General features: G+C 76.0%; 22 protein-coding genes. 8 read left to right on the top strand and 14 right to left on the bottom strand.

The annotated features are described in order from the left end of the window. Window positions 1-618: 618 nt before the first annotated feature. Window positions 619-1227: a TetR/AcrR family transcriptional regulator gene (locus ABZ836_RS12395; protein ID WP_361141616.1), complete on the bottom strand. Its 609-nt coding sequence runs from the start codon at window positions 1225-1227 to the stop codon at window positions 619-621. Between ABZ836_RS12395 and ABZ836_RS12390 the strand changes: the two genes are divergently transcribed. Both ABZ836_RS12390 and ABZ836_RS12385 read left to right on the top strand, forming a co-directional pair. After that, complete coding sequence (locus ABZ836_RS12390) at window positions 1204-1779, top strand: MFS transporter (protein ID WP_361141752.1); 576 nt, start codon at window positions 1204-1206, stop codon at window positions 1777-1779. The genes ABZ836_RS12395 and ABZ836_RS12390 overlap by 24 nt on opposite strands. Before the next feature lie 151 nt (window positions 1780-1930). Beyond that, window positions 1931-2305, top strand: coding sequence for a hypothetical protein (locus ABZ836_RS12385; RefSeq protein WP_361141750.1), 375 nt, complete (start codon window positions 1931-1933; stop codon window positions 2303-2305). 50 nt (window positions 2306-2355) lie between these two features. On the opposite strand, the gene ABZ836_RS12380 is transcribed toward ABZ836_RS12385, so the two are convergent. Then, window positions 2356-3477 (bottom strand): winged helix DNA-binding domain-containing protein, encoded by a 1122-nt coding sequence (locus tag ABZ836_RS12380; RefSeq protein WP_361141614.1) that lies wholly within the window; start codon window positions 3475-3477, stop codon window positions 2356-2358. Window positions 3478-3806: 329 nt separating this feature from the next. Between ABZ836_RS12380 and ABZ836_RS12375 the strand changes: the two genes are divergently transcribed. Together ABZ836_RS12375 and ABZ836_RS12370 are read left to right on the top strand one after the other, a co-directional pair. Further along, window positions 3807-5186, top strand: a complete 1380-nt coding sequence (locus ABZ836_RS12375; protein ID WP_361141612.1) for a deoxyribodipyrimidine photo-lyase — start codon at window positions 3807-3809, stop codon at window positions 5184-5186. A 72-nt stretch (window positions 5187-5258) separates the two neighbouring features. Further along, window positions 5259-5414 carry a DUF6131 family protein gene (locus ABZ836_RS12370; protein ID WP_356129476.1) on the top strand — a complete coding sequence of 52 codons (156 nt, stop codon included), beginning with the start codon at window positions 5259-5261 and terminating at the stop codon, window positions 5412-5414. 144 nt (window positions 5415-5558) lie between these two features. Here ABZ836_RS12370 and ABZ836_RS12365 read toward each other — a convergent pair whose 3' ends face one another. The 5 genes from ABZ836_RS12365 to ABZ836_RS12345 all read right to left on the bottom strand — a co-directional run bounded on the left by ABZ836_RS12365 (window position 5559) and on the right by ABZ836_RS12345 (window position 10824). Next, entirely contained in the window at window positions 5559-6278 is a 720-nt protein-coding gene (locus tag ABZ836_RS12365; protein ID WP_361141609.1) for a DAK2 domain-containing protein, read from the bottom strand. A 19-nt stretch (window positions 6279-6297) separates the two neighbouring features. Then, on the bottom strand, window positions 6298-7296 hold the full coding sequence (locus ABZ836_RS12360) for a dihydroxyacetone kinase subunit DhaK (RefSeq protein WP_356129480.1): 999 nt from the start codon (window positions 7294-7296) through the stop codon (window positions 6298-6300). Between the two features lie 207 nt (window positions 7297-7503). Continuing rightward, window positions 7504-9141, bottom strand: a complete 1638-nt coding sequence (locus ABZ836_RS12355) for an NAD(P)/FAD-dependent oxidoreductase (protein WP_356129482.1) — start codon at window positions 9139-9141, stop codon at window positions 7504-7506. Between the two features lie 110 nt (window positions 9142-9251). Then, entirely contained in the window at window positions 9252-9740 is a 489-nt protein-coding gene (locus ABZ836_RS12350; RefSeq protein WP_361141607.1) for an SRPBCC family protein, read from the bottom strand. A gap of 160 nt (window positions 9741-9900) precedes the next feature. After that, the gene (locus ABZ836_RS12345; protein ID WP_361141605.1) at window positions 9901-10824 is read right to left on the bottom strand and encodes an SDR family oxidoreductase; all 924 of its coding nucleotides are present in this window, start codon (window positions 10822-10824) and stop codon (window positions 9901-9903) included. A gap of 498 nt (window positions 10825-11322) precedes the next feature. On the opposite strand from ABZ836_RS12345, the gene ABZ836_RS12340 reads away from it, so the two are divergent. Next, entirely contained in the window at window positions 11323-12090 is a 768-nt protein-coding gene (locus ABZ836_RS12340) for a GNAT family N-acetyltransferase (RefSeq protein WP_361141603.1), read from the top strand. 185 nt (window positions 12091-12275) lie between these two features. Here the strand turns inward: ABZ836_RS12340 and ABZ836_RS12335 are convergent, their stop codons facing one another. After that, a complete protein-coding gene (locus tag ABZ836_RS12335) occupies window positions 12276-13571 on the bottom strand; it encodes a globin domain-containing protein (protein ID WP_361141601.1) in 1296 nt (431 codons plus the stop codon). A 267-nt stretch (window positions 13572-13838) separates the two neighbouring features. After that, entirely contained in the window at window positions 13839-14498 is a 660-nt protein-coding gene (locus ABZ836_RS12330; protein ID WP_361141599.1) for a DUF1707 domain-containing protein, read from the bottom strand. A gap of 306 nt (window positions 14499-14804) precedes the next feature. Between ABZ836_RS12330 and ABZ836_RS12325 the strand changes: the two genes are divergently transcribed. From ABZ836_RS12325 to ABZ836_RS12315, 3 genes are all read left to right on the top strand, one after another. Continuing rightward, window positions 14805-15890, top strand: coding sequence for a GNAT family N-acetyltransferase (locus tag ABZ836_RS12325; RefSeq protein WP_356129494.1), 1086 nt, complete (start codon window positions 14805-14807; stop codon window positions 15888-15890). 177 nt (window positions 15891-16067) lie between these two features. Beyond that, a complete protein-coding gene (locus tag ABZ836_RS12320) occupies window positions 16068-17390 on the top strand; it encodes a glycosyltransferase (RefSeq protein WP_361141597.1) in 1323 nt (440 codons plus the stop codon). 35 nt (window positions 17391-17425) lie between these two features. Further along, window positions 17426-18202, top strand: a complete 777-nt coding sequence (locus ABZ836_RS12315; RefSeq protein ID WP_361141748.1) for a polysaccharide deacetylase family protein — start codon at window positions 17426-17428, stop codon at window positions 18200-18202. Window positions 18203-18216: 14 nt separating this feature from the next. Here the strand turns inward: ABZ836_RS12315 and ABZ836_RS12310 are convergent, their stop codons facing one another. The 5 genes from ABZ836_RS12310 to ABZ836_RS12290 form a co-directional block, all read right to left on the bottom strand. Continuing rightward, on the bottom strand, window positions 18217-19410 hold the full coding sequence (locus ABZ836_RS12310; RefSeq protein WP_361141595.1) for a glycosyl hydrolase: 1194 nt from the start codon (window positions 19408-19410) through the stop codon (window positions 18217-18219). 19 nt (window positions 19411-19429) lie between these two features. Continuing rightward, window positions 19430-19825 carry a hypothetical protein gene (locus tag ABZ836_RS12305; protein ID WP_361141593.1) on the bottom strand — a complete coding sequence of 132 codons (396 nt, stop codon included), beginning with the start codon at window positions 19823-19825 and terminating at the stop codon, window positions 19430-19432. Continuing rightward, window positions 19822-21729, bottom strand: a complete 1908-nt coding sequence (locus ABZ836_RS12300; RefSeq protein ID WP_361141591.1) for a glycosyltransferase — start codon at window positions 21727-21729, stop codon at window positions 19822-19824. Before ABZ836_RS12300 ends, ABZ836_RS12305 begins: the two co-directional genes overlap by 4 nt. A gap of 98 nt (window positions 21730-21827) precedes the next feature. After that, the gene (locus ABZ836_RS12295) at window positions 21828-23990 is read right to left on the bottom strand and encodes a lipopolysaccharide biosynthesis protein (RefSeq protein ID WP_361141589.1); all 2163 of its coding nucleotides are present in this window, start codon (window positions 23988-23990) and stop codon (window positions 21828-21830) included. Next, window positions 23983-25239, bottom strand: a complete 1257-nt coding sequence (locus ABZ836_RS12290; protein WP_361141587.1) for a DegT/DnrJ/EryC1/StrS family aminotransferase — start codon at window positions 25237-25239, stop codon at window positions 23983-23985. The genes ABZ836_RS12295 and ABZ836_RS12290 overlap by 8 nt, the downstream gene beginning before the upstream one ends. Window positions 25240-25255 lie beyond the last annotated feature (16 nt).

The raw sequence follows: 25255 nt of genomic DNA, 5'->3' as shown, positions 1-25255 counted from the left end.
GGTTCGTCAGCACTCACGGGGCGCGCACCCCGGTCCCCCGACTGCGAGCCGCTCGCGCGGGTACGGCGGGAAGTGACCGCGATGGCGCACGGCCGCAGGGTGCGGCACGGGGCCCGCTCGACGACCGGCCGCGGGCGCGGGGTGCCGATCGCGCCGCCGTGACCGTCGCAGCCACCAGCACGGCCTTCGTGGTGGGCCCGCAGGCCGGCGCGGGGTCAGGGGCACGCCCGCGCACCACCGGACGACGGGCCCGTCACCGCACAGCCGGCGCGTGCACGTCAGCGCGTGCACGTCAGCGCGTGCACGTCAGCGCGTGCACGTCAGCGCGGACTCGTCAGCGCGTGCACGTCAGGCGCATGACTCGTCAGCCCGTTGCCGCCGGCCCGGGCACCCCGCGGCCCGGACATCCCGCCGGAGGCGAGTGCGCTCGGCCTGCCGCTCACCGCCCAGCCGCCCCGTCGGCGCCGGCCGAGCGGCGCGCCCCGCACCAGGCCGGCCGGGGGCGACATGGCGTGGAACCCGCGTCCGGCCGACCGGTACTTCGCGAAGCGGCTCCGGGCGCCGCTCCTGGACGTCGTCCGGGAGCGCTCCGACGCCGCCGCCGCACGCGGGGGCGGCTCAGGTCAGCAGGCGCACCCAGCTCGCGGCGAGCTCGTCCAGCATCTGGTCCCGGGTGAGCTTCCAGTCGGATCCGTCCCAGTGCTGGGCGACGAAGTCCAGCTCGGCCATGGCCAGGACGCCGCGGAACCGGCGCTGATGGGGCTCGAAGCGGCCGGCCCGCTCCAGGCCGTCCTCGATGTCGCCGATGGCCTCCTCCAGCCAGCGGTCCACCAGGTCCTCGAGGTCCGGCTCGATCACCGCGGCCTCCCGGCCGATCCGGATGATCGGCCGGATCGCGGGCCACGCCTCGGCGGTCCGCCGCAGCCAGGCGCCGATCGCCTCCGGGGTGCCCTCGGCGACGGTGGCCACCAGGTCCTGGGCGGTGGACCCGTGCTCGGGCGAACGGACGCGCTGCAGCGACTCGTTGAGCTGCTCGTCGATCAGCGCCTTCATCAGCCGGCTGCGGGACGGGAAGTACGCGTAGAAGGTCACGCGGGTGGTGCCCGCCGCCTTCGCGACGTCGTCGACCGTGGTGGCGGCGTACCCCTTCGCCTTGAACAGCTCGAGCCCTGACTCCAGCAGGAGCCGGCGCGTCATCCGCTTCTGCGCCTCACGAAGGTTCGCCATGGCCAGGATCCTACCGGCGGCCCCCGGACACCGAGGCCGCTCGGTCGACGGCACTTCGCCGCCTACACCTTCGTCAGCCCGGCGCTGCAGGACCTGTCGGGGATCGACGAGCGCCATGTCGGTCCGCTGCTGTTCGGGTTCGGGGCGGCAGGCATGATCGGCAACTTCACGGCTGGTGCGGCGCTCTCCCGCCGCGTGCACCGCAGCGTGCTGGTGGTCGCCGTGGCCATGGCGGCCGCGATGCCGCTCTTCCTCCTCCTGGGCCGGACCCCGACCGGCGGCGCGGTCCTGCTGATCGTCTGGGGGCTGGCCTTCGGCGGTGTGTCCGTGGGCCTCCAGACCTGGATGATCAAGGCCGCCCCGCAGGCGGTGGAGGCGGCCTCCTCGCTGTGGGTCGCGGTGTTCAACCTGTCCATCGGCTTCGGCGCGCTGGCCGGCGGCATCGTCGTCGACACGCTCACGCTGCACGGCGTGCTCCGGCTCGGTGGCGCCTGCGCCCTGCTCGCCGCCCTGGCGATCCGGACCGCCCGCACCCATGAGGCCGTGCACTGACCGGGAACCGGCCGGAATACCCGATCCACCCGCACCGCACCGGGCCTACCATCAGGGCGACGACCGCGTGGGTGCGTCTCCTGCGGGGACGGGACACGCTCGGTCTGCGGCGGCAAGGCGGCAAGGCGTCAAGGGGGACACGGTGGGACTGATGCTCTTCCCGGGCGACGGTGACGTGGCGAGCCCGGACGTCTCCTGGTCCTTCACCGGCTTCGGCATGTTCAGGCGGTGGCTGGCCCGGACCGAGGGGTTCGCGCTGGCCGACATGGACGGCTTCGGCGGGGAGCGCCGGTGGAACGACGTCTCCACCACGCTGACGCCGCTGCTCCACCACCCGGACGACGGCGGCCCCGATCTCGCACCCGACCGCTGCGCGGCCATGCTGCCGCGTCTGGAGGCGCTTCTCGACGGGCGCCCCGCCGACGAGAGCGACCCCGTGGTCCGGCAACACCTCGACGACCTGCGTCAGTTGGTCGCCGTCCTGCGGTACTGCGTGGAGAAGGACGTCGGCCTCGTCTTCGGCTGAGAGGAGGTCTCGCCGTCTCCCGGTCGCCCGGGGCGGGTGAGCGGTGCGGGTCACCGTGCCGGGAGGATCATGACGTCCTCCTCCCCCGCGTCCGGCGCGAGGAAGGACAGCAGGGCGGCTCCCTCGCGCCGCACCTCGGCCCGTTCCCGCGCGGACAGCGGGGCGTAGGGGGTGACGGCGAGCCGCGTCGTCCCGCCCTCCTTGACCTTGCTCCAGGCGCCGCGGACGAAGCCGTCCACCAGGACCGCTCCGGGGATCACCGCGTTCCTGGTCATGATCCGCCGCTGCTCCGCGGCGCCGATGATCCGGGTCCGGTCGGCGTGGGAGAGGATCGCGTTGTCGAATTCGGCGAGGAACCGCACCGGGGCGGGGGTGTCGGGGCCGGGGCGCGGGGCGTCGGGGAGGTCGAAGAGCTCGGTCCCGGCCTCGTCGGAGAAGACCCGCAGCTCCGGGCGGAGGGCGTCGACGGTCTCGCGCAGGCGGGTGAGCCCGGACCAGGTCTGCACGTCGGCCACCGAGGCGGGGCCGAAGGCGGCGAGGTAGCGCCGCACCAGGGACGCCCGGTCGGCGGCGGACGCCTGCGGCGCCGACAGCCAGGTCTCGGCCGTCGCGTACACCGGCTGCCCGGAACGCCCCCACACTCCGCGCGGCGGGGTCTGCACCATGGGGACGAGCACCCGCAGCGCGTTCGTCAGCAGGGACCGGTCCCGGCCCGGCCACCGCTCCTCCAGCAGCCGGGTCAACTCGGCCGCGCTGCGCGGCGCCTCGTCCAGCCAGGCCCGCCCGGCCGCCACCAGCTCGGCGGGCTCGACCCCTTCCAGGGTCCGCCAGCACCGCGGGCCCAGCGCCCGGTCGAGGGCGGGCTGCACGGTGGGGCGCAGCCATCGGCAGTCCCCGGCGGTCACCAGGTGCACGGTGCCGCGCATCAGGACGATGCGCACCGCGGACCGGTCGAGCAGCCGGGCGGACAGGTCGTCGGGGGCGAAGGCGCGCATCCGGGTCCACAGGCCGGCATAGGGGGCCTGCGGGGCCTGTGCCTGGAGGCCGGTGAGGTGTTCCAGCACCTCGAGGGTGGTCAGCGGGGAGCGTTCCAGCAGCAGTTGGCGGGCCAGGAAGGCCCGGTTCAGGGCCCGCCGGGACAGGGTGTCCGGACGCGTCGAGGTGATCGCCATGCGGTGCCGTCCTCTTCAGCCGTGGGTCGCGACGGGAGCCGTCCCGCGCCTTCTCCCTCTTCCTCTCCTCGACGATAGGGGCCCTTGCGGCCACTTTCCGTCCTCAATGCGCCGCCGGCTTCCCCCGGTCCCTTGCCGCGCCTCCTCCCGCCGGCGCCCTGCGGGCGGCGCGGGGCTGGACCGGCCCGTCGGTTCCGCGTCCGTCCGGCGTGGCGTCCGTGCTCCCGCGGCGCACGCGGCGATGCTCGCCGGGACGGGTGGGCACGCGGGCGACGGGCCGCGCGGCGGCACCCGGTGGTGACGTGAGGACACCCGGGAGGGATACGAACATGACCGTGGCGGTCGTCCTGTTCACCGCGGACCTGCGCCTGCACGACCATCCCCCGCTCGCCGCTGCCAGGGCCGCGGCGGACGAGGTGGTGCCGCTCTTCGTCCGCGACCCGGGGGTGGCGGCAGCCGGGTTCGACGTGCCCAACCGCGCCGCGTTCCTCGCCGACTGCCTGGCGGACCTCGACGCCTCGCTGCGCCGGCGCGGCGGGCGCCTGGTGGTGCGGTCCGGGCCGGTCGAGCGGGAGGTGGCGGCGGTCGCCGCGGAGTGCGGGGCCACCGAGGTGCACCTGGCGGCCGGGGTCACCGGGTACGCCCACCGGCGCGAGGAACGGCTGCGGGAGGCGCTGCGCGGACGGGGCGTGGAGGTGCGCGCCCACGGCGCGGTGACCACGGCGGTCCCGCCCGGTGCCCTCACCCCGTCGGGCACCGACCACTACGCGGTCTTCACCCCCTACTTCCGCCGCTGGTCCACCGAGGGCCTGCGCGACGTCCTCCCCGCGCCGCGCTCCGTACGGGTCCCGGACGCGGTACGCGGCGAACCGCTGCCGTCGCGCGACGGGACGGCGGGCGTCTCGCCGGGGCTGCCGCCGGGGGGTGAGACGGCGGGACGCGAGCGGCTCGCGCGGTGGCTGCGGGAAGGGCTGGACGCCTACCACGAACGCCAGGACGATCTGGCGGGGGACGCCACCTCGCGGCTGTCGCCGTACCTGCACTTCGGCGCCCTCTCCCCGGTGGAGCTGGTCCGCGGGGCCCGCGAGCACGGCGGTCCGGGCGCGGAGGCGTTCGTCCGGCAGCTGTGCTGGCGGGACTTCCACCACCAGGTGCTGGCCGCCCGCCCCGACGCGTCGTTCCGGGACTACCGCACCCGCGGCGACCGGTGGCGCGGCGAGGACGAGGCCCACGAGGAGATCGCCGCCTGGCGGGAGGGCCGCACCGGCTACCCGCTGGTCGACGCGGCGATGCGCCAGCTCCGCCACGAGGGCTGGACGCACAACCGGGCGCGGCTGCCGGCGGCGAGCTTCCTGACCAAGACCCTGTACGTGGACTGGCGGATCGGTGCGCGCCACTTCCTCGACCTGCTGGTGGACGGCGACATCGTCAACAACCAGATGAACTGGCAGTGGGTCGCCGGCACGGGGACGGACACCCGGCCGCACCGGGTGCTGAACCCGGTGGTGCAGGGCAGGCGGTTCGACCCGCGCGGCGCCTACGTGCGGCGGTGGGTTCCGGAGCTGCGGGAGGTGGAGGACCGGTTCGTGCACGAGCCGTGGCGGCTCCCCGAGGAGCGCCGCGTCGCCCTCGGCTACCCGCCGCCGCTGGTCGACCTCGCCGACGGCCTGGCCCGCTTCCGCCGGGCACGCGGGCGGGACGAGGGCTGAGGGGGCCGGACTGCGTTCCGCCGGTCGCGGGCGCACACTGGAAGGGCACCATCTTCCCCAACGGAGGCGGTCATGATCCTCCTCGGCATCATCCTCCTGGTGATCGGCGCCCTCGTCGATCTGTCGATCCTCTGGACGATCGGCATCATCCTGCTGGTCGTCGGCGTGGCGCTGTGGATCGCCGGCGCCCTGGGCCATGCGGTGGGCGGCCGGAAGCACTACTTCTGACGCCGTGACCGGGCGCCGCGCGACGCCCGCCGGCCCACCGTTCGGGGCCGGCGGGGCGGGGCCATGCGGCCCCACGGCCCGGCGGCCCCACGGCCCGGCGGCTCGGCGGCACCACGGCTCGGCGACTCGGCGACTCGGCGCGGTTCAGCTCATGGCGGGCGACAGGTACGGGGTCAGCGCGGTGACCGTGCTCCCCGCCGAGGTGAGGAACAGCGCGACGCCGACGGCGCCCGGGTCGGGCACGTCGGTGGCACGGTCCCGCAGGTAGCTGGCGCGCCCCTGGCGGGCGCGCAGCCCGGCGGTGTCCCGCACGCCCTGCCACGCGGCCTCCGCGGCATGCCGGAGGGCCTCGTCGGGCGGGGTGTCCGGGCCCGCGGCGGCCAGCGCGCCAGCCGCCGGGTGGAGCGCGTCGACCAGCGTCTTGTCCCCCGGTTCCGCGTCGCCGACCCGGCGGATCGCGGCCAGGCCCTCGGCGACGCCCTCGGCCAGCGCGGGCGTCGTCAGCCGGCCGTCGGAGGCTCCGGCAGCCTCGGCGGACGCGGCGAGCGACTGCAGGAGGAGACCGAAGAGCGGGCCGCTGGTGCCGCCGACCTCGTCCAGGAAGGCGGACGCCGCCGCGTCCAGCGGACCGGCGGCGGGGCCGCGGCCGGTCTCGTCCAGGGCGTCGAGGCGCACGAGGGCGGCGGTGGTGCCGGCGTTGAGGTTCACCCCGAAGTCGCCGTCCCCGGACTGCTGGTCCAGGGCGGTGAGTTCGGGTTCGGTGGCGCGCGCCGCGTCCGCGAAGCGGCGCAGCCAGCCGTCGGTGAACGCGCCGTCGAACGAAGCGCCGTCGTGCGGGGCGCCGTCGTGCGGGGCCGTGGTCATCGCTTGCCTCCCGGAGGGGTCACCAGTTGAGTGCGGCGGTGCGCACGGGGGCGTCGTACCGCTCGAGTGCCTGGGGGTCGGCCACCATCAGGGTGATCGAGAAGCCCCGCATGTCCAGGGCCGTGACGTAGTCGCCCACCAGCGAGCGGGCGAGGGTGATGCCCCGGTCGTCCAGCAGGCGGCCCAACTCGCCGTACACGCCGTAGAGTTCGAGCGGGGTGACCGAACCCAGGCCGTTGACGAGGGCGATCACCGTGTCGCCGCGGGCCGCGCCGAGCGCCTGGAGCAGGGCGGCGGTCATCTCCCCCACGAGTTCGCGCGACGGCCCGTGGGCGCGGGCGCGGTCGGCCCGCTCGCCGTGGATGCCGACGCCGAACTCCAGTCGGTCCGGGTCGAGTTCGAAGGCCGGGAGCCCGGTGGTCGGCGCGGTGTGGGCCCGCGAGGCGACCGCCAGGGTGCGGCAGCGGGACACCAGTTCGCCGCCCAGTTCGGCCAGTTCCTTCAGCCCGAGGCCGCTGTCGGCGGCCGCGCCGAGGATCTTCTCGACCAGCACGGTGCCGCCGGTGCCGCGCCGCCCGGCGCGGATGTCCTCGGAGTCCGAGGCGAGGTCGTCGTCGACCAGGACCCGGGCGCAGGGGATGCCGCGGCGGGCCAGGCGCTCTGCGGCGATGCCGAAGTTGATCCGGTCGCCGGTGTAGTTCTTCACGATGTGCAGCACGCCCTCCTCCCGGGCGGCCGCCACCGACGCCTCGTGGACGGAGCGGTTGTGCGGCGAGGCGAACACGCGGCCGGGCACGGCGGCGTCGAGCATCCCGCGCCCGACGAACCCGGTGTGCATCGGCTCGTGCCCCGAGCCGCCGCCCGAGAGCAGCGCGACCCGGCGACCGGGCGCGGTGTCCCGGGCCAGCAGGTATCCGTGCCGGGAGTCGTAGGTGACCAAGTGCGCGTGGGCCCGGGCGAAGCCCGCCAGCGCGTCGGGCACCAGGTCCTCGGCGGCGTTGCCGAAGTACGCGGCCATCGGGGGTCTCCCTCCTCACGGGCCGCGCCTCGGCCCGCGGTCCGCCCGCGGGCGGGCGGACCCGCCCAAGCCATCCTGCCCGGACAGGCCCGCCCTCATGCTGGATCCTTGCCGGGCCTCCGGCAACCGCGGGCACCCGCGGCCCACCGCGGGCAATCGGGACGGCCGCCGCTGCGCCGCGCCGTACCGCCGTCCCTCCGCCGTCGCTCACCACTCGTCCGGCACGGGGCTCCGTTCGCCCTTGCGGTTCCGCCGGGTCAGCAGCCGCTGGGCGCGGGCCGTGCCCGCGGGGCGCCGCCCGTGCAGTGCGGCGCGGGCCGCGTTGGCGCCGGGCGCGCCGTGCACGCCGCCGCCGGGGTGGGCGGCCGCGGACGCCAGGTAGAGCCGCCGCACGGCCGTCTCCGGACGTCCGGTGCCGGGGATCGGGCGGAACACCAGCTGCTGGTGCATGGCCGTGGTGCCGCCGTTGATGGCACCGCCGTGCAGGTTGGCGTCCATGGCCTCCATGGTGGGCGGGGTGAGCACGCGGCGGGCGCGGATCCGGTCGCGGAAGCCGGGGGCGAAGCGCTCCACCTCGCGTTCGATCCGGTCGGCCATCCGCTCCCCCTCGCCCGCGTCCCAGGCGCCGGTGATGCCCTCCTCGCCGGCGTCGCCGCGGACCTCGTGCGGCACGTGGGTGTACGCCCACGCGGACTCGGTGCCGGCCGGCGAGCGGGTCGGGTCGGTGGTCGTCATCTGGCCGAGGACGCAGAACGGCCGGTCCGGGACGCGGCCCATGGCGAGCTGCGCGGCGAACCGGGTGAGCTCGTCCACGCCGTCCGCCAGGTGCACCGTGCCCGCGAGCCCCGCCTCGGGCGAGGTCCAGGGGATGGAGCCGTCCAGCGCCCAGTCGACCTTGACCGTGGCGAAGTCCCACTGGAAACGCTTGAGGTCCTCGAGCAGTTCGCCGGGCAGGTGCTCGGGGGCGACGAGCCCGCCGTACAGGGCGGGGGCGGAGACGTCGGCCAGCACCGCGCGCCGGGCGTCGACCGTGTCGCCCCCGGCGGTGCGCACGGCGACGGCGGTGCCCTGCCGCACCACGACCTCAGCGACGCGCTCCCCGCAGCGCACGACGCCGCCGCGGTCCTCCAGCCGTGCCACCAGGGCGGCGATCAGCCCGCCGGCGCCGCCCTCGGGCACCGGGAAGCCGTAGCTCTGGCCCAGCATGGCCATCAGCCAGCCGAAGCCGCCGCTGCCCGCCGCCTCGGGGGCCAGGTCGGCGTGGAGCGCGTTGCCGGCCAGCAGCAGCCGGCCGCCCTCGGCGTCGAACTCCTCCTCCCCCAGCCGCCGTACCGGCAGCACCAGGCTGCGCGCCATCCGCAGCCCGCCGGTGCCGCGGAGCTTCCAGGCCAGCCGGGCGCCGGCCTTGACCGGCGGGAACGGGGTGAACAGCGCGTCCAGCAGGTCGGGCCGCAGCCGGTCCCAGACGGTGTGCAGCTCGCGCCAGGCCTCGCCGTCGCCCTCCGCGAAAGCCTCCAGGGAGGTGACGGTCTGCCCGAGGGTCCGGCCGAGCACGGCGCACCGGCCGTCGCTCAGCGGGTGGGCGACCACCCGGGGGGCGTGCCGCCAGCGCAGCCCGTACCGCTCCAGCCGCAGGCTCTCCACGACCGGGGAGGCGGCGGCGAGCGGGTAGAACGCGCTGAACAGGTCGTGCACGAACTCCGGGTCGACGCCCCGGTCGTGCCGCACCGCCCCGCCGGGCTCGGGCTGCTCCTCCAGGACGACGACGCTCCAGCCGGCGTCGGCCAGCAGATTGGCCGCGACCAGCCCGTTCGGGCCGGCTCCGATCACCACGGCGTCGGGCATGGCACTCCTTCCTCCGGCCCGGCTCCCGGGCTCCGGCCCGCGGACTCCGCGGCTGTCACGCTCCTGCGGGCTCCGCCGCTAGCGGGCGGCTCCGGCGGGCTCCGCCGCTGTCACGCTCCGGCGGGTTCGGGCCGGCCCGGTGCGGACCGTCCGCCGCCGGGGTGGCGGCGGGCCTCCTCGCAGACCTCCTCCAGCCGCCGGAGCATCTCCCGGTGGCGGAGTTGGATCAGCGCCTCCACACCCACGTTGTGGATCTTCCCGCCGGCCCCCTGGAGGGGGTGCTCGTCGACGACGACCAGGCTGTCGTCGCCCCAGGAGCGGACGTCGATGGCGATCCGCGCGGTGCCCAGCGGCCCTGCCTTCGCCTCGAGTTCGAGTTCGCGGCCGGGCACGCAGCGGCGCACCACGGTCTCGTTGTGCAGCCGGACCGGGCCGATGCGCACCTCGTAGGAGATCGCCGCGCCGACCTCGGGCCACTGGCCCCGCACCGGCTTCGAACGGGAGGTGCCCACCACCCAGTCCGCGTACCGCTCGCCGTCCGCGAGGACCTCCCAGACCTGTCCGGGCGTCGCCCTGATCAACCGGTGCCGCTTGGCCATGCCGTCTCCCGCCTCCGCGTCCTGTTCGGTCCGTCCCCCTGCTGCCGACGGTCGCGGGCCGGGTGCCCCGTAGCGCGGGGGACGAACCCGGGCGGTTCCGGCGGCGGGCGCGGGTGCGGGCTGCGGAAGGCCGGGGGCGCGGGTGGCGGGACCGGTGGGGTCAGGCGCCCCGTGCCGGTGGCCGGGCGGCCCGGTCGGCCGCGCCGCCGGCCCCGAGCGGGCCGGTGGGCTCCAGCGGCCCCTCCGCCTCCAGCCGCGGCAACTCGTACCGGGACACCGCCGTGACCACGGCCGGCAGCGCGGCGCGGATCCCCTGGACGGCCCGCAGCCACACGGGGATGTAGGTGGTGGCACGACGCCGCTCCGCCGCGTCCCCGAGCCGCCGGGCGACCTCGGGGGCGGGGTACACCTTCCGGGCCGGCGCCGGCATGTGCCCGCGCAGCTCCCGCAGCACGGGGTACCTGTCGGCGTCCCGGATCATGTCGGTGTCGGTCCAGTTCAGATAGCCGATGCCCACCCCCACCCCCTGGTGGGCGAGCTCGGCGCGCAGGCTGTGCGCGAAGGCCTCGACGCCCGCCTTGGAGGCGCAGTACGCGCTCATCATGGGCGCGGAGCCGAACGACGCCAGCGAGGCGACCTGCAGGAAGTAGCCGCGGGTGCGGAGCAGGTCCGGCAGGAACGCCCGCGCGGTGACCGCGCTGCCGGTGAGGTTCACGTCGATCACACGCCGCCACAGCGCGGGGTCGGAGGTCACGAAGGGCCCGCCCTCCGCGATCCCGGCGTTGGCCACCACCACGGACGGCGGCCCGAGCCGTTCCCGCACCTCACGGGCCGCCGCGGCCATGCCGGCGTCGTCGGTGACGTCCGTCTCCACCGGCAGCGCGGGGGTCGGCAGTTCCCGCGCCAGGCGCTCCAGCCGCTCCCGGCCGTGTCCCAGCAGCGCCACGTGGGCGCCGCGCCCCGCGAGGTCCCGCGCCAGCGCGGCTCCGACGCCGCGCGCGGCACCGGTCACCACCGCGATCCTGCCCTCGAGCGGCCTGCGGGCACCGGGCCGCCGTCTTCCGTACCGCAAGGACTGTTCCACGAGCCTCGCCTCCGCCGCCCGGGTCCCCCGCGGACGGCGGCCTACGCACCCGGGCACCGGTCCCCTCCGGCGACCTCCCGCGCGATCCGCGACCACGCGTCCCCGCCACCAAGCGGCGGCCGGGCCCGGATGGGCCGCGTTCCGGTGCGCAGCGCCACCGGCCGCCGGGCCGGCACCGGGGCGGCCCGCGCGGCACCGTCGGCGGCTTGCCCGCGGGGAGGGCGGCGTGGGAGGGTGGCCCGCGTCCGCGTTCCCGCGGGCGCTTCCACGGTGAGGAACGAAAGCCATTGTTCTCGGCGTCCCGCAGCGGCCGCCGTCGGCACTGAGCCCGAGGCCGTCCGGCCCCGGCTCCGCCTGACACGCTCCCGTACGGTCCTTCCGCACGGCGGCCCCACGACGCGATGCCCGAGGCATCGCCGCTCTCCCGCGCCCCGCGCCGGACCGCAGGTCCCTGTGCGCCGAGGGCTTCTCCGAGACTTCCGTGAGGTCACCACCACCATGGACATGCAGGTCCAGAGCTTTGCCGTCGCCAACCTCCGCCGCCGTCCCGAGACCGTCGAGGCCGGCGGGTTCGTCGCCGGTTTCGTCCCGGGCACCGACAGCCCCTACATCAACTACGCCACCCCGCTGCCCGGTGCGCGGCCGACCCGGCAGGACGTCACGGCGCTGATCGGGCTCTTCCGGGAGCGCGGTCTGCTGCCCCGGCTGGAGTTCGCGCCGGAGGCCGCACCGGAGGTGGAACCGGCCCTGCGCGCCGCGGGGTTCACCACCGAGGCGGTGCACGAGTACCTGGTGTGCGCACCGGACACGCTGGCGCCGCCCCGGCACGCTGGGTCGCCGCGGGTGGAGACCCCGGCGACGGACGAGGAGTTCCTGCGGCTCGACGCGGCTCTGGCGGAGGCGTTCGGCGGACTCTTCCCGCCCTCCGCGGAGGGCGCCGCCCGCCTGCGCCGGACCCAGGAGGGCGGCGGCGCGGTCCGCTTCGTGCGCGACCCGCACGGCGGTGTGGCCGGCGGGGCGTCCTGTTCCGCGCCGGCCGAGGGCACGGCCGAGCTGAGCGGGGTCGGCACCCGGCCCGCCCATCGCGGCCACGGCGTCGCCGCCGCGGTGACCGCCTCCCTGGCCGGGACGATGTTCGAGGCGGGCGCGCGGTCCGTCTGGCTGGAGTACTCCGGCGAGGGCTCGCGCCGCGTCTACGAACGCGTCGGCTTCCGCCCGCGCGGCACCCGGCTGTACGTCTCGCTGCCCACGGCCGAGCGGGACTGACCGCGCCCGGCCCTCCGGCCGCCCGGGGACCTCCGGGCGGCTAGCGAGTACCTCCGGGCGGCACCGGACGGCTCCAGGCGGCTCCGGGTGGCACCAGGCGGCGCCGGACGGCTCCGGGCGGCTCCCGGTGACTCCAGACGGCACCGGGCAGCACCGGGTGGCTCCAGGCGGCTCCGGTCCGGTCGTCAGCGCGCCCGGTGGCCCACCAGGTCCGACGGCCTTCCGAAGTGGGGTGCCACCGGGCCCGCGCCCTCCGCGCCTGCGCCCACGGGGAAGGGGTCGTGCCGCACGCGGTGGCCCGGGACGCCGGCCTGCCGCAGGACCGCGGCCCCGGCGGCGACCAGCCCGGGCGGACCGCTCAGGTAGGCCGTGACACCGCCCCGGTCCGCGTGCCGCGCGACCTCGGCGAGCAGGGAGCCCGGCCCGTCGGCGTCCGTGACGCGGGTGACCCGAAGCCACGGGGCCCGGGCCTCCAGGCGGGCCAGCGCCGTGTCGTCGTAGAACTCGGCCGCGCTGCGGGCGCCGACGACGACGTGGGCGCTGCGGCCCAGGGGGCGGCGGCGGACCAGCTCCTCCAGCAGCGCCTTCGCCGTCGCCCAGCCGGTGCCGCCGGCCACGATCAGCACGTCGCGGTCGAGGTCGTCGTCGAGGACGGTGCTGCCCTCGGGGCGGCCCAGGGACAGGTCGTCGCCCGCCGCGGTGCGGGCCACCAGCGCCTCGCTCACCCCGCCGGCCGCCACGCACCGCACGTGCAGTTCGAGGTCGCCCGCCGGGGCTCCGGCGACGGTGTAGGGGCGCCAGGTGTGCGGCAGCACCGGGCTCTGCACGGGGACGTACTGGCCCGCGCGGAAACGGAACGGCTCGGCGGGGCGCAGCCGCAGGACCGCCAGGTCGGGGGCGCGCAGTTCGTGCCGCACGACCGTGGCGCGCCACCGGCCGGGTTCACGGGCGGTCCGGGCGGCCCCGTCGACCATAGCGGCGGTGACGAACCGGTGCATGCGCACCCACGCCTGTTCGGTCTCCACCGGCCAGGCGTCCCCGGCCGTCGTCCGGAGCGCCTCGACCAGGGACTCCTCGAAGACCTGGTAGTGGGCGGGGAGCACGCCGAGGCGCCGGTGGCCGCTGCCGAGCCGGCTGAAGAAGTCGGCCAGTTCCGCGGGCCGGTCGAGGTGTTCCACGGAGAACCGGAAGGCGCGCTCCAAGTGGGTGCGCTGGAACGCCATCGACTCCGGGAAGAGCTGCCGCAGATAGGGGTGGCGGGTGAACATCGCCTCGTAGAGCCGGTCGATCAGCGTCGCGAGGGGCGTCACCAGCGGCAGGTCGCGGACGATCAGCGCCTGGTCGGCGGCGCCGTCGTAGAGGTCCGGGTCCGGGCCGTGGCGGCCGTCGTCGCCCGATGCCGCCGGGCCGGACGGGGCGAGGAGTTGCTGTCGCAACCGCATGGCCTCCTGGCGGGCCAGCAGGGCGTGGTAGTCCTTCACCGCCCGTCCGCCCCTCGGGGTCCACCGGTGGGTGAAAGGCCCTGCTCGGCGCGGTTCGCCCTGCCCGGACGGGCGGACGGCGGCCAGATGGGCGGACGCATGTCATCACTTCCCTGCATGTGCGCGTGGCTTCCCGGGCGCAATACGATCATGAGCGGGAGGTGGGCCGGCGTGGCCGATGGTCCCTCCGTCACCTGCCGAAGGTCCCTCGTCGTCCGCCGGAGGTCCCCGGCCGGCGGCAGTCCGCCCCGAGCCGGACCCGCCCGCTCAGGAACCGTCGGCCGCCGGTCTCCGCAGCAGCCACTGGGTGAACGTCCGCCGCCGCGGCCGGATCACGACCCGGCCGTGGGTCTTCTGGCCGGTCACCTCCACGCGCAGGACGACCGGCGCGTAGGGGGCCGTGGCGGCCCGGCGGCGGCTGACCCGGCTGTGCACCAGCTGCAGTTCGTCGGTGTCGACCTCGATGCCGGGACGGGTGATCAGCGTGAGCGTCTTGCCCGTCATGCGGAGGTCGATCCGCAGGGTGTCGTGCGTGATCACCGCGTCCGTGAAGTCGAGGGTCACGTCGCTGAAGGTGACGGCGAGTTCCAGCGTCCGCGGCACCACCCACCGCCCCTCGCGCTCGACCCCGCCGCTGAACGCCTGCTCGATCCGGACCAGGTCCTTGACCTCGCCCCGGACCGCGCCGCCGGTGACCGACACGGGCGGCAGGTCGGCGGTGAGGCCGGACAGCTCACCGAGGGTACGGGCGGACAGGGCGACCTCCAGGCGCTCGTCCAGCTCCTCCGCGGTCAGCAGGCCGTCACCCGCCGCGACGCGCAGCACGTCCACCACCCGGTCCCGGTCCGCGTGCGAGGCCCGCACCTCGGGCGCCGGTCCGGACCCGGTGCGACCGGACTCCCCCGTGGACGAGATCTCTCCCGACATGCTTTCCGTCCCGTTCCTGTCGAACTGCGTGCGGCGCGTGCGGCGCCGTGACCGGATGCCCCACGCTATAGCGCGCCCCGGACCGCGGCCAGCGTCCCCGGGACGGCCGCGGACCGCCCGGCGCCGGCCCGGTGGATCCCATGCTCCGGTTGTCGCTTTCTCCTCACTTGGTCACGTCCTGCGGCGGTATCTACCGGAGAACTCCCCGCCGCTATACGATCCTCGCGGTGTCCACGGGCCGGGGGGTCCGGAGGCCGTGGGCGCTTCGACCGGGGGGTCATCGTGAGCGGTGGACGACGTGTCCGTGTGCTGAGGCCCGCGCAGCTCGGGGCGGAGGAGACCGAGAGCTGGCGGGAGTTGAGGGCGAAGTCGGGGGCGATCAGGAATCCCTTCATGGAGCCGGAGTTCGCCGTCGCCCTGGGCCGGGTCAGGCCCCGGGCGCGGGTGGCGGTGATCGAGGAGGCCGGCGGCGGCCTCACCGGCGACGACCGGGAGATCGTCGGCTTCCTGCCCTTCGAGAGGGGCACGTGGGGCAGCGGCAGGGCGCTGGGACTCGGCGTATCCGACCTGCAGGGTGCCGTACTGCGCCCGCAACTGGGCATCACCGCACAGGAGTTGCTGCGCGCCTGCTCGCTGAACAGCTTCACCTTCGACAACCTCGAGGACGGCCAGGCGCTCTTCGCCGGTCACGCGGCCGACGCCTGCCCGTCGTACGTGATCGACGTCGGGGAGGGCTATCCGGCCTATCTCGAGGTGCTCCGGCGGCAGTCGCCGAAGTTCCTGAAGACCACGCTGGCCAAGGAGCGGCGGCTCGGCCGCCAGGTCGGCGAGGTCCGCTTCGTCTTCGACGAGCGGGATCCGGGGGCGTTGCGCACCCTGATGGCGTGGAAGTCGGCGCAGTACCGCCGGACCGGCCGCCGGGACCGGTTCGCCCGGGAGTGGATCAGCCGGCTGGTGCACCTGCTGGCCGCCACCCGGGCGCAGGAGTGCTCGGGCGTGCTGTCGGTGCTCTACGCCGCCGACCGGCCGGTGGCCGCGCACTTCGGGCTGCGTTCGTCCACCGTCCTGGCCTGCTGGTTCCCGGCGTACGAACCGGAGTTGGCGAAGTACTCGCCGGGGCTGGTGCTGCACCTGCGGATGGCGGAGGCCGCCGCCGCGGCAGGCATCGGGCTGCTGGACATGGGGCGCGGGGCGGCCGAGTACAAGGACGCGCTCAGGACCGGTGAACTGCGGGTCCACGAGGGGACGGTGATCCGTCCGGGCGTGGGCGCCGCCCTGCACTGGCTGGGCCACGAACCGGCGCGCCGCGCCCACGGGTTCGTGCGCGACCGGCCCCGGCTGGCCTCGCTCGCGGCGCGGGGGCTGAAGACCGTGGGGCGCCTGCGTGGTTGAGGCGGACCCGACGCACCGCGCGGACCGGGCACGGCTGACGGACACGCGCACCGGGCACAGCTCGCGGACACGCGCACCACGCACCGGGCACGGCTCGCGGGCGCCGGCACACGCACCGTGCACCACGCACCGGGCCGGACCGCGGCGGCAAGCACCGCAGCAGAGGGGGGAGTTCGCATGAGCGGTGGTACGACACGGCGGGAGATCGACAGGTTCCTGGCCGTCCGGCCCGTCCAGGTCGCCGAGCTGGAGCTGCCGGGACCTGCACCGGAAGCTGGACCGGGGGCGAGCCCGGCCCCGCAGGACGCTCCGCCGGAGCTCCGGCCGGGCCCCGGGAGCCCGCCGGTCACCCACGGGGAGGTGTTCGCCCTGGTCCGGCGGGCCGGGGTGCCGGTGGGCACGCTGCTGGTGACCGTGCCGGAGGGCCGGGACCCGCGGGAGGAGGTGGCCGCGGCGGCACGGCGGCTGCCGGTCCCCGACGACGACGGGCCGCGGCCGGGGCCGCCGCCGCGCACCACGGTGGTGGTCGCCACCCGGGAGCGGGCGGACCGGCTCGCGCGGGCGGTGGACTCGCTGCTGGCGCAGGACCACCCGGACTTCGACGTCGTGGTGGTGGACAACGCGCCGGTCACCCCGGCCACCCGCGAGCTGGTCGAGGGCGGGTACGGCGGGCGCGTGCGGTACGTGAGGGAGCCCGTGCCCGGGCTGGCGCGGGCCCACAACGCGGGGCTGGCGGCGGCCTCGGGCGAGGTGGTGGCGTTCACCGACGACGACGTGGTCGCCGATCCCCGCTGGCTGTCGGAGCTGACCGCCCCGTTCGCCTCCGACCCCCACCTGGGCTGTACGACGGGGCTGATCCTGCCCGCCCGGCTGGGCACGCCCGCCCAGGTGCTGCTGGAGAGCAACGGCGGCTTCGCCAAGGGGTTCGCGTCCCGGGTCTTCGACCCGGCCGATCCGCCCGCCGACGACCCGCTGTTCCCGTTCACGGCCGGCCGGTTCGGCTCGGGCGCGGCGATGGCGTTCCGCACGGAGGTGCTCCGCGCCGTCGGCGGTTTCGACGCGGCGACCGGGACGGGCACCCCGGCGAAGGGCGGCGACGACCTGTACGCCTTCGTCCGCGTCCTCGCCGAGGGCCACCGGCTGCGGTACGTGCCGCGCGCCCTGGTCTGGCACCACCACCGGGAGACCTGGCGGGACCTGGAGAACCAGGCCTTCGGCTACGGCGCGGGGCTCACCGCCTACCTGACGGCGGTCCTGGTGCGCCGCCCCGCCCTGCTGCCCGCGCTGCTGCGCCGCCTGCCGGGCGGTCTCGCCCATGCCCGGCGGCTCACCGCCGTCCGCGACGGCGACGGGCCCGGCACGGCCCCGGGGGGCCACGACGGGCGTGACCATCCCTGGCCGAGGCGGCTCTCCCGGCTCCAGCGCCGGGGCATGCTCTACGGCCCGCTGGGCTACGTCCGTGCCCGCCGGGCGCTGCGGCGGGCGGTGACGGCCCGGTGAGCGCGCCGGGGGCGCCGCGGCCGGACGCCGTCCCGGTGCTGCTCTACCACGCCGTGACGGACGATCCCCCGAACTGGATCGCCGAGTTCACGGTGACGCCGCGGCAGTTCGAGGCCCAGTTGGACGCCGTGGTGGCGAGCGGCCGGACGCCGGTGACGGTGAGCGCCCTGGCCGACCACCTGGCCGGCCGCGCCCCGCTTCCGGCCCGGCCGGTGGTGCTCACCTTCGACGACGGTTTCGCGGACCTGCCCGGCCCGACGGCCGCCGCGATGGCCGCGCGGGGCCTCCCAGGAACCGCCTACCTGACCACGGGGGCGATCGCGCCGTCCGGCCGCTGCCTGCTGCCGCCGGCGCCGATGATGCGGCTGGACCAGGCGCCGCTGCTGGAGCAGGCGGGCCTCGAGGTGGGCGGTCACACGGTGACCCACGCCCAGCTGGACACCCTGGGGCCGAGCGCCCTGGCTCACGAACTGCGGGACTCCAAGCGGGTGTTGGAGGACGCGCTGGGGCATCCGGTCCGGCACCTGGCGTACCCGCACGGGTACAACAGCGGCGCGGTGCGGCGGGCGGCGGCGCGCACCGGTTACGAGACGGCGGCGGCCGTCCGCCACGCGCTGAGCTCGCAGCGGGACGAGCGGTACCGGATCGCGCGGCTGATCGTGCGGCGCGGCCACACGGTGGCCGACGTGGAGGCGTGGATGCGGGGGGAGGGCGCGCGGGTGGCGCCCTACCGGGACGGCGTCCTCACGGTCGGCTGGCGCTGGTACCGCAGGGCCCGCGCGGTGGCGCGCGGGCCCGAGTTCGCGGGCTGAGGGACCCGGCGCCCTCACGGCGGCGGCTGGTTGAGGCGGGGGTCCGCCGCCAGCCGCCGCATCGCCTCCCAGGACTCCTCGTTGGCGAGGGACAGGTCGCAGTGCGGGCCGGGGTCGCGGGAGTTCCACTGCAGGGCGGCCTTCACCCCGTCCAGCTTCTCGAGGACGTCCGGCACGTCCCGGTACCACTCGGCCTGCCGGGAGGGCCGCGCCGTGTCGTGGGCGGAGCCGAACTCCGAGAGCATCAGCGGCTTGTCGTCCGACAGGTGGGTGCGGATCCAGCGGTGCACCGCCGTCTGGGTCTCCTCGAAGGACCTCCACCGCGTCCGGTGGCAGCGGTGGTAGTTGTACTGGTTGTAGCCGATCCAGTCGACGTAGTCGTCGCCCGGGTAGAGCCGGCGGATCACCTCGCGGTGACCGGGGTACCCCGTGGTGATCCAGGTCCAGATCACGTTGTCCACGCCGAGTTCCCGGAAGCGGTCGTGGATGTGGCGCCAGGCGGCCACGAACTCCTCGGGGGTGCCGTGCTCCGGGACCCGGGTGTCCATCTCCAGGTCGAAGGAGAGGAACACCTTCCGCCCGTCGTTGCGTTCGCCGTACTCCTTGATCCGGCGCGCCTGGACGTCGATCACCTCGGCGTCGTACGTTCCGGCGGCGATGTCCTCCCACCGGGGCTGCTGGGCCTCGGTGCCGCCCCACACCTTGCTCTCCCAGGACAGGAGCAGCATCCGGTCGCGGCCGACCCGTTGTTCCGGGGCGGTCAGCAGCTGCCCCTCCCAGCGGGTGGCGGTGACCTCGGACATGTCGTGGTACGTGTAGACGATGTCGAGGCGGCGGCCGACGCGCCGCTCGTAGGCCTCGACCTTCTCCGCGAGGTCTGCCTTGGCGTGCGGCACGAACGCGCCGAACCATGCGCCGCAGGCCGGCTCCAGCAGGTCGGAGACGGGATCGCGGCACTCCGGGCCGGCCTCCGGCCCGCCGGCGCCGGCCCGGACGGCCAGCGTGGTGACCAGTGAGGCGCAGACCGCGGCGACGACGAGCAGCGGCCACCGGCGCCGCCCGCGGGAACCGGTCCACCGGCGCCGCGCGTGACGCGGTCCGGCCCCGGCCGCCGCACGGGAGGCAGGTCCGCCGGCGCTCGGGCCGCCGCGCTTCGGGCCGCCGGCGTTCGGGTCGTCAGGGTTTCGGGAACGACGGGGCAACCTCACGGAACCGGCCTTCCTCGGGTCAGGACGGACGCGTCCTCGGGCAGTAGGCGGCGAGCATGGTCAGCAGGGTGAGCACCAGCAGGACGCGCCGTCCGCTGAAGGCGTGCGCGGCCAGCAGGGCGGTCGCGGTGACCGTCACGGCGGCGACGCTGATCAGCGGCACCAGGAGCAGCCCTTCCAGCAGGCCGGTCCGGCGGGCGAACCGGGGGTCCCAGTTCCCGGCGGGCGCCCCGGCGGGCCGGACGCGCAGCGCGGGCCACCAGATCCGCACCAGCGCCGTGCCCGGTCCGGCCGCCAGGAACAGCACCACGGCGGCGACGCGCGCCGGGGAGCCGTCGGGCAGGGCGAGCGCGCCGAGCGCGAGCCACCCGGTGAAGGGCGGCAGCATCCTCATGACGAGTTCCTGGGCGGTCACCGGGCGGCCTCCTCGATCGCCTCGACGTCGAGTTCGTAGACCGAGCCGGCCGCGTTGCCGGCCACCCGGTCGAAGAACGGCGAGGCGGCCACCGATGCCTCGATGCGGCGCCATTCGTCCTCCGTGAGCTGCCCGTTCATCTCGGCATTGGCCCGCTGGCCCTCGGTGAACAGGAGGTAGGAGCGTCCTGGTTCGGGGAGGTCCTTCATGTCGAGGGCCAGCATGAAGGCGGGCCGCCGCAGGATGCCGTCGACCACCGCGCGGTCCTCCTCGAGGAACCAGTAGTGGTCCACCCGCCAGTAGTCGTCGTACGCCAGCGGGTAGTTGCGGTTGGGCGCGACGATCAGCGACCGGTCGGGCGCGCGGTCGACGAGGTCTCTGACCAGGGCGACCTCGTCGGGCGGGAAGTAGCTCAGCCGGTCCTTGCCCGCGTAGGCGGGCACGAAGGCCAGGGAGGCGATGAGCAGTACCGGCAGCGGCAGCCAGACGTGACGGGCGGGAGCGGGGCGTGGCGGCGCCTCGACGGCGGCCCCGGTCCGCGGCAGCAGCGCGGCGGCGGCGAAGAAGGCGGCGCCGGGCAGCATGAACATCAGCACCCGGAAGATCATCTCGCTGCCGTAGTCGTTGGCGGCGATCAGCAGCAGCGGCACCACGGTGAGCAGCAGCAACGGGCGGGCGTGCGCGCGCAGTTCGCGCTGGCGCAGGACGCCGAGCGCGGCCAGCAGCACCACCACGCCGGACAGCGCGCGGGCCGCCCAGGAGGTGGCCACGGCGCCGGTGCCGGTGGGCGTGGTGCCGTAACCGGTCTCGACGTTGGAGCCGATGTCGCCGATGGAGGCGATCATCTCGGGCAGTGCCGCGGACAGGAAGGGCAGCGACGCGGTGAGGTTCCAGGCGGCGAAGAGGGCGACGGCGGCCAGGAAGGGCACCCAGTCGCGGTGGCGGCGGGTGAGCGCCAGCACGCCCAGCGACATGATCGTCATCACCGGGGTGAGCTGGTGGGAGAGCACGACCGGGACCATCACCAGGATCAGCACGGTGGTCCACACGGCCTGCCCGGGGGCGCGGCGCTCGGCGGCGGTGAACCGGCGCAGCACCAGGGCGATCACCGTCAGGTGCAGCACCAGCGCGAGGGACTGCGGCGAGAAGTAGTCCTGGCCGACCCAGTTGCCGACGCAGAACAGCCACACGCCGGTCCAGATCAGCCGACGGTCCTGGGTGAAGGTGCGGTGGATCAGCACCAGCGGCGCCAGCACCAGGACGCCGGAGAGCAGCGGCCACCAGCTCATCAGGGTGAGGGTGTCCTCCACGCCGGCGAGCCGGACCGCGGCGGCCTGCAGGGCGAAGAATCCGGGCCACTGGTCGTAGACGGCCATGTCGCCGAGTTCCGCCCCGGTCTGGAGGCCGCCGGCGGTCAGCAGGTGGCCGACGACCGCGTCGTGCTTCCACGCCCAGGCGTACAGCGGGGTGGGGTAGACGAGGGCCTGGGTGGCGCGCTCGATGACCAGCAGGCCGAGGACGTACGCCAGCGACCAGCCCTCGGAGCGGTCCGGGCGGCGGACGGTGAACCAGAACCCGACGGTGAGCACGACGAGTCCGGCCCAGTACGTGGGGTGCACGGCGGTGACGAGACCGAAGTCGTCCAGGGTGGTGATCTCGGTGGCCCGGACGGCGTACGTCCAGAGGGCGAGCGCGGCCAGCAGCGGGCCGGCGGGCCACAGGCCGCTCCACCGGCGGCGCGCGGGACCGTGCGGTCCGGTGCCGCCGACGGGGCCTCCGGCGCCGGTCTGCGGGGCGGGGGCGGGCGCGCCGTCGGGCCCGGCGGCCTCCGGTCCGGCTCTCCCCTCCCCGGTCGTGGTCCGCTCCGGTGTCCCGGTGTGGCCCGGTGTCGCTGTCGGTCGCACGTTCCCCCCGCGGCGGTGGTCGGTGGCGGGCGGCGGTCGCGCCCGCGCTGGTGCGCCGTCGCCCCGGGGCGTTCGGCCCGGGGCGAGCGGCAGGTCGGTCAGTGGTCGTGTCTCCCCCGGCGGGGGATGCGCGGGGGCGGCGGGGCCGGGGCGGGACGCCTGCCGCGCGGGCCGCGGTGGGTGAGGGCGCCGACGGCGGCGAACAGCAGCAGGGCTCCGAGGAGGCCCGGGGCGGCGGGAGCCAGGGTGTCGCGCAGCGCCCAGGCGAGGACCGCGGCGGGCCACAGCAGCCACCAGCAGGTCTCCGCGGGCAGCCGAAGCGCCCACCGGAGCACCAGCCACAGCGGCAGCGGGCCGAGCGCGAGGAACGCGGTGGGCGCCCACCGCAGCGCCTCGCCGAGCGGTCCGTCCACGGTGGCGGACCACCAGGTGGCGTGTTCCGCGAGGGGCCGGGTGCCCAGCGCGGCGGGCGCGGTGTGGAGGGCGAGGACCAGTGCGGTCAGGGCGGCCGCGGCCAGCCGGGGGTCGAGGGGGGCGCAGAGGGTCAGCGCGGCGACGTACACCAGCAGCATGACCAGCGCGGCGGCCAGCGCGATGCCCGGCAGGGCGGCGAGGACCTCCTCGGCGGTGCGGCCGGAGTCGCCGTCGCCCGCGCGGCCGGTCCGGTCGGCGGCCGACCACGGCAGGTGGCGCAGGGCGGCCGCGTAGAAGACCACGGCCGAGCCCAGCAGCCACCACAGGGCCACCCGCAGCCGCCGCTCCCCCGGCGGCCCGAGCGGCGCCCTCGCGAGGGCGACCGCCCTGTCCCACGCGGACCGGGCGGCGGGCTTCCGCCCGGTCACGGAGGCCGCGCGCACCACCTCGCCGTCGCCGTCGACGGCCCTGAGCTGTGCCCAACGGGTGCCGTAGGCGGGGGTGTTCGCCAGGTCGGCGCCGACCTTGACCTCGCCGCGCAGCGCGGCCCGCAGCCCGGGCACGCACAGCAGGGCGACGGCGGTCATGCTGAGCAGGACGCCCCAGCCGGCTCCGTCGATGCCGGCCGGGGTGAGCAGCAGCGCGGCGGAGCCGAGCACCAGCACGCACATCACGCCCTGCACCAGGGCGAGCATGGCGGTGCGGCCCGCCACCCGCAGCACCCCGATGTAGAGCTCCACGGCCACCCGCGGGAGCGCGGCGGCGGCCAGCAGCCGCAGCACCGTGGCGCCCTGGTCCGCGTAGTCCCGGCCGAACGGGGCGAGCACCAGCGGCGCGAACGCGGCCAGCACGGCGACCACCGGCACCAGGAGCACGGTCATCCGGCGGAGCGCTCCGCGGACCCCTTCGGCGAGGGCGCGCGGGTCGCGGGAGGCGTGCGCGGTCAGCGAGGAGGCCATGTTGATGGCGAGGAACTCCATGGTGCCGCCGACGGTGTAGGCGACGTAGAAGTAGCCGTTCTCCTCGGCGCTGAGGCGGACCGCCACCATCACCGGCAGCAGGTTGATCATCAGGAGGCTGAACAGGGCGCCGACCGAGTCGCCGGCGATGAAGCGGCCGATGGTCCTGAGGGTGGGCGGCCGGCGGTGGCGGTCGGCGGCCGCCTGCCGGGGGATCAGCCGGCGGAACACCAGCCAGGCGAGCGGCACGGTGGACAGGGCGATCGCGGCGCCCCAGGAGACGAACACGCCGAGCACCGGCAGGGCTCCGGCGAGGACGATCAGCAGCACCAGCTTGCCCAGGGAGAACACCGCGTTGCCGATGGGCACCCAGACGGCCTCGCGCAGGCCGGTGAGCACGCCGTCCTGCAGGGTGAGGATGGCCCAGGCCACGCAGGAGGCCACGAAGAGCGTCCCGGCGAGCGGGGTGCCCAGCGGCGCGTACGACGGCCCCCACAGGTCGAGGGTGAGCAGGAAGAGGACGCCGGCGACGGTCACCACCAGCGAGCTGACGGCGTAGGCGCGCAGCACCAGCGAGCCGGTGGCGCGGCCGGCGCGCGGCACGAAGCGGACCACGGCGCCGATCATCGTGGTGGCGGTGATGCTGGCGAGGAGCCGCATCGCGGCGACGGCGGCCGATCCCTGGCCCACCGCCTCCTGGGAGTAGTGGCGGGCGGCGACCAGCCAGAAGGCCAGGCCGAGCACGGCGGACACGCCGGTGCTGAGCATGAGGAAGTACGCGTTCCTGAACAGCGAGTCGCCGCCGTCCGCGCGTTGCGGCGGCCGCCGTGCGCCGGAGGTCCGCGGGCCGGTGTCCGTGACGTCCGCCACCTCCTGGATGTCAGCCACCGCCTCCGCCCTTCGGGACGGTGTCCGGGTGCCCGGCGGGCAGCGCCGCGGCGGGTCCGATGCCCGCCCGGCGCAGCGCGGCGATCGCCTCGGCGGCGCGCAGCGGGTCCACCGGGAGGGCGTGCCGGGCGAAGTGGCGGGCGGGCGCGGGCCGTGCCGAGAGGTCGGTGAACTCGGGGCCGGCGTAGTCGTCGAGCGGGGGGTCGTAGAGGTATCCGGTGACGATGCCGTGCCGGGCCAGCGCGGCGACGGCGGCGTCGCGGTCGTCGACCAGCAGCGGCACCCGGAACAGCGGCTGGAGCGGTTCGGCGGCGGTCCGGGGCGCGGCCCACGCGGTGTCGAGCAGGAGCGCGGTCCCGGCGCGGTGGGCGGCGAGCACGGCGTCGAGCCGCCCGAATCTTCGCGTGATCCGGCGGGTCCGGAGCCGTCCGGGGGCGAGGCGGTAGTCGTGCATGTCGACCCGCACCCAGGAGTGGTGGGCGGCGAGGCCGGGCTCCGACGCCGTCGCCTCGGCCAGCTCCGACGCCCGCAACGGCATGCGGATGCCGTCGCGTTCGCTCATCCCCAGCATCCGCAGGGTGGCCCAGGCGGCCCGCCGCAGCCCCAGCCGGCGCACCGCCGCCTCGGCGAACGGGCGGACGCCGTAGGCGAGTTCGTTCCAGGCCCGGGCGGGTTCCAGCAGGGCGTCACGGGCCCGCACCAGTTCCTCGCGGAGGCCGGGTTCGTCGTCGAAGGCCAGCACTCCCCCGGCCTTGGCGCCCACGTGCTTGGAGAGGCTGAACGCGGCCGCCGTCCCGAAGGATCCCACCGGCCGCCCGTCCACCTCGCTGCCGATGGCGTGCGCGGCGTCCTCGATCAGCGGGATCCCCCACCGGTCGCACTCCGCGCGCAGCCGGGGCGCCGGATCCGGGTTGCCGTACAGGTTGGCGGTGAGCACCCCGGCGAGCCCCCGCCACACCTCCGGGGCGACGGCGGCGACGTCCATCGTCCCGTCGTACGGGTGCAACGGGGCCTGCACGGGCCGCAGTCCGGCCGCGAGCACGACGAAGAAGATGACGTCGTCGTTGACCGGCGACATCAGCACCCGGCCCCCCGGCCGGCACCAGCGCCGCAGTGCCAGGTACAGCCCGAGACGGCACGACGGCACGTACAGACATTCACGGCCCAGACGTCTGCGCATCGCGTCTTCCAGCCGCTCCAGCCGGAACCCCGATCCCGCACCCGCCCCGCCGACCACCCCTATGGTCATGCGCCCCCCGGCGACG

Origin of the sequence: Streptomyces sp. NPDC047130 (assembly GCF_040643475.1) — a bacterium.
In the GTDB taxonomy this organism is placed as follows: domain Bacteria; phylum Actinomycetota; class Actinomycetes; order Streptomycetales; family Streptomycetaceae; genus Streptomyces.
Note: the sequence above shows the minus strand (reverse complement) of the source record. Positions and strands in the feature narration are given on the sequence as shown.

Bases quoted from the DNA above. Each gene is read 5' to 3' on its own strand.
- ABZ836_RS12385 (WP_361141750.1), top strand. From the start codon at position 1,931: ATGCTCTTCCCGGGCGACGGTGACGTGGCGAGCCCGGACGTCTCCTGG.
- ABZ836_RS12320 (WP_361141597.1), top strand. From the start codon at position 16,068: ATGAGCGGTGGTACGACACGGCGGGAGATCGACAGGTTCCTGGCCGTC.
- ABZ836_RS12355 (WP_356129482.1), bottom strand. From the start codon at position 9,141: ATGCCCGACGCCGTGGTGATCGGAGCCGGCCCGAACGGGCTGGTCGCG.
- ABZ836_RS12290 (WP_361141587.1), bottom strand. From the start codon at position 25,239: ATGACCATAGGGGTGGTCGGCGGGGCGGGTGCGGGATCGGGGTTCCGG.
- ABZ836_RS12350 (WP_361141607.1), bottom strand. From the start codon at position 9,740: ATGGCCAAGCGGCACCGGTTGATCAGGGCGACGCCCGGACAGGTCTGG.
- ABZ836_RS12380 (WP_361141614.1), bottom strand. From the start codon at position 3,477: ATGGCGATCACCTCGACGCGTCCGGACACCCTGTCCCGGCGGGCCCTG.
- ABZ836_RS12370 (WP_356129476.1), top strand. From the start codon at position 5,259: ATGATCCTCCTCGGCATCATCCTCCTGGTGATCGGCGCCCTCGTCGAT.
- ABZ836_RS12395 (WP_361141616.1), bottom strand. From the start codon at position 1,227: ATGGCGAACCTTCGTGAGGCGCAGAAGCGGATGACGCGCCGGCTCCTG.
- ABZ836_RS12330 (WP_361141599.1), bottom strand. From the start codon at position 14,498: ATGTCGGGAGAGATCTCGTCCACGGGGGAGTCCGGTCGCACCGGGTCC.
- ABZ836_RS12360 (WP_356129480.1), bottom strand. From the start codon at position 7,296: ATGGCCGCGTACTTCGGCAACGCCGCCGAGGACCTGGTGCCCGACGCG.
- ABZ836_RS12375 (WP_361141612.1), top strand. From the start codon at position 3,807: ATGACCGTGGCGGTCGTCCTGTTCACCGCGGACCTGCGCCTGCACGAC.
- ABZ836_RS12340 (WP_361141603.1), top strand. From the start codon at position 11,323: ATGGACATGCAGGTCCAGAGCTTTGCCGTCGCCAACCTCCGCCGCCGT.
- ABZ836_RS12365 (WP_361141609.1), bottom strand. From the start codon at position 6,278: ATGACCACGGCCCCGCACGACGGCGCCCCGCACGACGGCGCTTCGTTC.